Genomic DNA, 3,264 nt, shown 5'->3' on the forward strand with positions numbered 1-3,264 from the left:
CGCCGGACACGAGACCACCGCCACCACCCTGGCCTGGCTGTACCTGCTGCTCGACCGCCACCCCGAAGCACGCCGCTGGGCCCTGGACGCGGGCCCCGCGGACTCACCCGAACGCGAAAACGCCCTCCGGGCCCTCGCCTCCGAGACCCTGCGGCTCTACCCCTCGGCGTGGCTGCTGCCGCGCCACGCCACCGAGGACGACACCCTCGCCGGATACCGCGTCGAGGCGGGCACCGACATCTTCGTCTGCCCCTACCTCACCCACCGCGACCCGGCCCTGTGGCCCGACCCGGAGCGCTTCGACCCCTCGCGGTTCGCCGCGGCGGACCGCTCCTCCCGGCACGGCGCGTACCTCCCCTTCGGCCTCGGTGCCAGGGCCTGCCTGGGCGCGCAGTTCGCGATGCGCGAGATGGTCGAGCTGCTGAAGCGGCTGCTGCCCGCCTTCGTCCCCGCGTTCCAGACGACCCCGACGTCGACCGTCTTCGGCATCACGGTCCGCCCGGAGGGTCCGATGCCCGCCACGATCAGGGCTTCTTAGTCGCTTCGAAGTCCAACGCCGTCCCGTACAGCCGGTCCACCGTCAGCCGGATGACCACCCGGCGCTCGGCGACCAGTTGCTCCAGGAACGCGTCCTCGGCCTCCGCGCCCTGCGGCTTCGCGGCCTCCGGCAGTATCGCCAGCAGTTCGCGCCCGATCGCGTCCCCCGGCACCGTCGTCACCTCGGAGACCTCGGCATCGCCCTCGGCCACGGCGAACGACCAGGGGTCGCCGCCCTGCACATGCAGCGCCGTCCGCGGATTGCGCCGCAGGTGGGTGACCTTGACGCGATCCGCCGTGGTGGAGAACCGCACGATGCGGGCCTCGGGGTCCCAGCCGTACACCATCGTGGTGAGGTGAGGGTGGCCGCTGCGCTTGACGGTGGCGAGCGTGCCGAACTGCTGGGCGGCGAGCAGCGCGGAGGCCGCGTCGTCGGACAGCGGGCGTGGTGCCGGGTTCTGAGTCATGCCGCGATCAACTGCGGCGGTCTGCCGGGCATTCCCTGAGGCCATTGGAATGCACTGCGCGGTAGATTATTTGACACCGCCCGGGCGTTCCGACGTACGGTCTGGTCGTTCCAAGACATGAGGGGGATGACCGTGATCGCTCTGCTGCTGGCTCTGGGCAGCTCACTCGCCTACGGCTGCGCCGACTTCCTCGGTGGCCTGGGCGCCCGTAAGGCCCACGTACTGCGCACCGTGATGATCGCGGCCCCGGCGAGTCTCGCGATCGAGCTGCTGCTGTGGCCGCTGCTCGGCGCCTCGTTCAGCCCCGGCGCCCTCGGCTGGGGTGCCGCGTCGGGCGTCGCCTCGGCCGCCGTGTTCGCCCTGCTCTACCGCACCCTGGCGATCGGCCCCATGAACGTGCTCTCGCCCCTGACCGCGCTCGTCTCCGCCGCGCTGCCCGTCGCCGTCGGCCTGCTCCAGGGCGAACGCCTGGGCGCCGCCGGGCTGGTGGGCCTGCCGCTCGCCCTGCTGGCGGTGATCCTGGTCAGCGCCGGCCACGGCGCGGGCACGGTGCGCCCCTCCCGTACGGCCCTGCTGCTGGCCTTCGGCGCGGGCGCCGCCATCGCCCTCCAGCTCGTCTTCCTGCACCAGGCGCCGTCCGACAGCGGCGTGGCCCCACTGCTCGTGGGCCGGGCGGTCTCCTCGGCCGTCACCCTGACCGCGGCCGGGAAAATGCGCCGCAAACTGGGCCCCGAAAGGCCAGCGTACGCCATGTCGGCCACCGCGGGCGTGCTCGACTCCGTGGCGAACCTCCTCTTCCTGCTCGCCTCCCGCAGCGGCGACCTCGCCGTCGTCGCCGTCATCACCGCCCTCTACCCGGCCGGTACGGTCCTCCTCGCCCGTGGCGTCCTCGCCGAACGCATCCACCGCGGCCAACTCGTCGGCCTGGGCACCGCCGCCGTAGCCGTCAGCCTCCTGGCCCTGACCTGAACCCTTTAGGGTGACGCCGTGTCCTTCGGGTGACGGTGCCGGATCGCGGCGGCCAGGATGCTTTTATGCGTACCCGACTTCTCACCGCCCTCGCCGTCGGCACGGTCCTGCTGACCGCATCCCCCGCCGTGGCCGACGACCACTACCCCGAAGGCGAGCGCTGCGGCGCGTACGTCCTCCGCGGCGACCCCAAGCTGTACTGGAAGCACTGCACTTCGGGGCGCGACGGCCTGAAGGTCAAGGCCGACGTCAAGTGGGCCATGGACCGCACCTACTGCGTCGCGGCGAACACGAAGCGGTCCCTGGGGGACGCCAACAGGATCCGGAAGGTCACGATCGAGGGCCGGTGTTGAGTCGCGAGCAGCTGCTGGAGATGGCGCAGGGAGATGTGGTGGGCCGGTGTAACGGAGTCCAGCACTCCTTCGGTCGCGCTCAGTGGGGCCAGATCGGGGGGTTGGTGCAGAACGCGCCGCCGAGGTTGGCGTGGTCGGGGTTGGCCGGGTCCAGTTCGCCGTGTTCGGCGATGAGCTTCGCCGCGTACGGCTCCGAGTCGTCCTGCGGGTCGTAGCCCAGCGCCCGGGCGGAGGAGAGGTCCCACCACAGGCGGGTGTTGTCCGAGCTGCCGTACACGACGGTGTAGCCGATGTCCTCGGCGGTGAGGGCGGCGTGCAGGAGGCGGGCGCCGTCGGCGGGGCTCATCCAGATCGACAGCATCCGGACGTTCGTCGGCTCGGGGAAGCAGGAGCCGATGCGGATGGCGACGGACTCGATGCCGTACTTGTCCCAGTAGTACGAGCCCAGGTCCTCGCCGAAGGACTTGGAGATGCCGTAGTAGGTGTCCGGGCGGCGCGGGGTGTCGATCGGGATCAGCGGGGCGTCGTCGCCGGAGGGGCGGGGGGTGAAGCCCACCGCGTGGTTGCTGGACGCGAAGACGATCCGGCGGACGCCCGCCTCGCGGGCCGCCTCGTAGAGGTTGTACGTGCCCTGGATATTGGCGGCGAGGATCTTCTCGAACGGGGCTTCCAGGGAGATGCCCGCCAGGTGGATGATCGCGTCGACGCCCTCCACGGCTCGCCGCAGCGCGTCCTTGTCGGCGAGGTCGGCGATGATCGCGTCCGGGGCGTCGGGGATGGGGACGACGTCGAACAGGCGCAGCTCGTAGCCGTACGGGGGCAGCAGCTCGCGCATCAGGGTGCCCATGCCGCCGGCGGCGCCGGTGAGGAGGATGGTGCGGGGAGCGGGCGCGGACATGGGCGGATCTCCTCCGGGCGGGTGCGGGTGCGGGTGCGGG

General features: G+C 71.8%; 5 protein-coding genes. 3 read left to right on the plus strand and 2 right to left on the minus strand.

The window, feature by feature from the left end; all coding sequences use genetic code 11:
- Positions 1-538: cytochrome P450 (locus SSOG_RS34370; protein ID WP_009718875.1), on the plus strand; the 538-nt coding region annotated here is incomplete at its 5' end.
- Here the strand turns inward: SSOG_RS34370 and SSOG_RS34375 are convergent.
- Positions 525-1,004 (minus strand): TIGR03618 family F420-dependent PPOX class oxidoreductase, encoded by a 480-nt coding sequence (locus SSOG_RS34375; protein WP_009718876.1) that lies wholly within the window; start codon positions 1,002-1,004, stop codon positions 525-527. The two genes, SSOG_RS34370 and SSOG_RS34375, sit on opposite strands and share 14 nt — an antisense overlap.
- 132 nt (positions 1,005-1,136) lie before the next feature.
- Here SSOG_RS34375 and SSOG_RS34380 point away from each other — a divergent pair, with 132 nt between their 5' ends.
- Positions 1,137-1,973, plus strand: a complete 837-nt coding sequence (locus SSOG_RS34380) for a DMT family transporter (RefSeq protein ID WP_009718877.1) — start codon at positions 1,137-1,139, stop codon at positions 1,971-1,973.
- 65 nt (positions 1,974-2,038) lie between these two features.
- A complete protein-coding gene (locus tag SSOG_RS34385; protein ID WP_039939339.1) occupies positions 2,039-2,326 on the plus strand; it encodes a hypothetical protein in 288 nt (95 codons plus the stop codon).
- Between the two features lie 79 nt (positions 2,327-2,405).
- On the opposite strand, the gene SSOG_RS34390 is transcribed toward SSOG_RS34385, so the two are convergent.
- Complete coding sequence (locus SSOG_RS34390; RefSeq protein WP_009718879.1) at positions 2,406-3,224, minus strand: NAD-dependent epimerase/dehydratase family protein; 819 nt, start codon at positions 3,222-3,224, stop codon at positions 2,406-2,408.
- Positions 3,225-3,264: the final 40 nt, after the last annotated feature.

The sequence above is a fragment of the Streptomyces himastatinicus ATCC 53653 genome (assembly GCF_000158915.1).
Classification (GTDB): Bacteria; Actinomycetota; Actinomycetes; order Streptomycetales; family Streptomycetaceae; genus Streptomyces; species Streptomyces himastatinicus.

Excerpts from the sequence above, each read along its gene's own strand:
- SSOG_RS34385 (WP_039939339.1), top strand. The coding sequence starts at position 2,039 with ATGCGTACCCGACTTCTCACCGCCCTCGCCGTCGGCACGGTCCTGCTG.
- SSOG_RS34375 (WP_009718876.1), bottom strand. The coding sequence starts at position 1,004 with ATGACTCAGAACCCGGCACCACGCCCGCTGTCCGACGACGCGGCCTCC.
- SSOG_RS34390 (WP_009718879.1), bottom strand. The coding sequence starts at position 3,224 with ATGTCCGCGCCCGCTCCCCGCACCATCCTCCTCACCGGCGCCGCCGGC.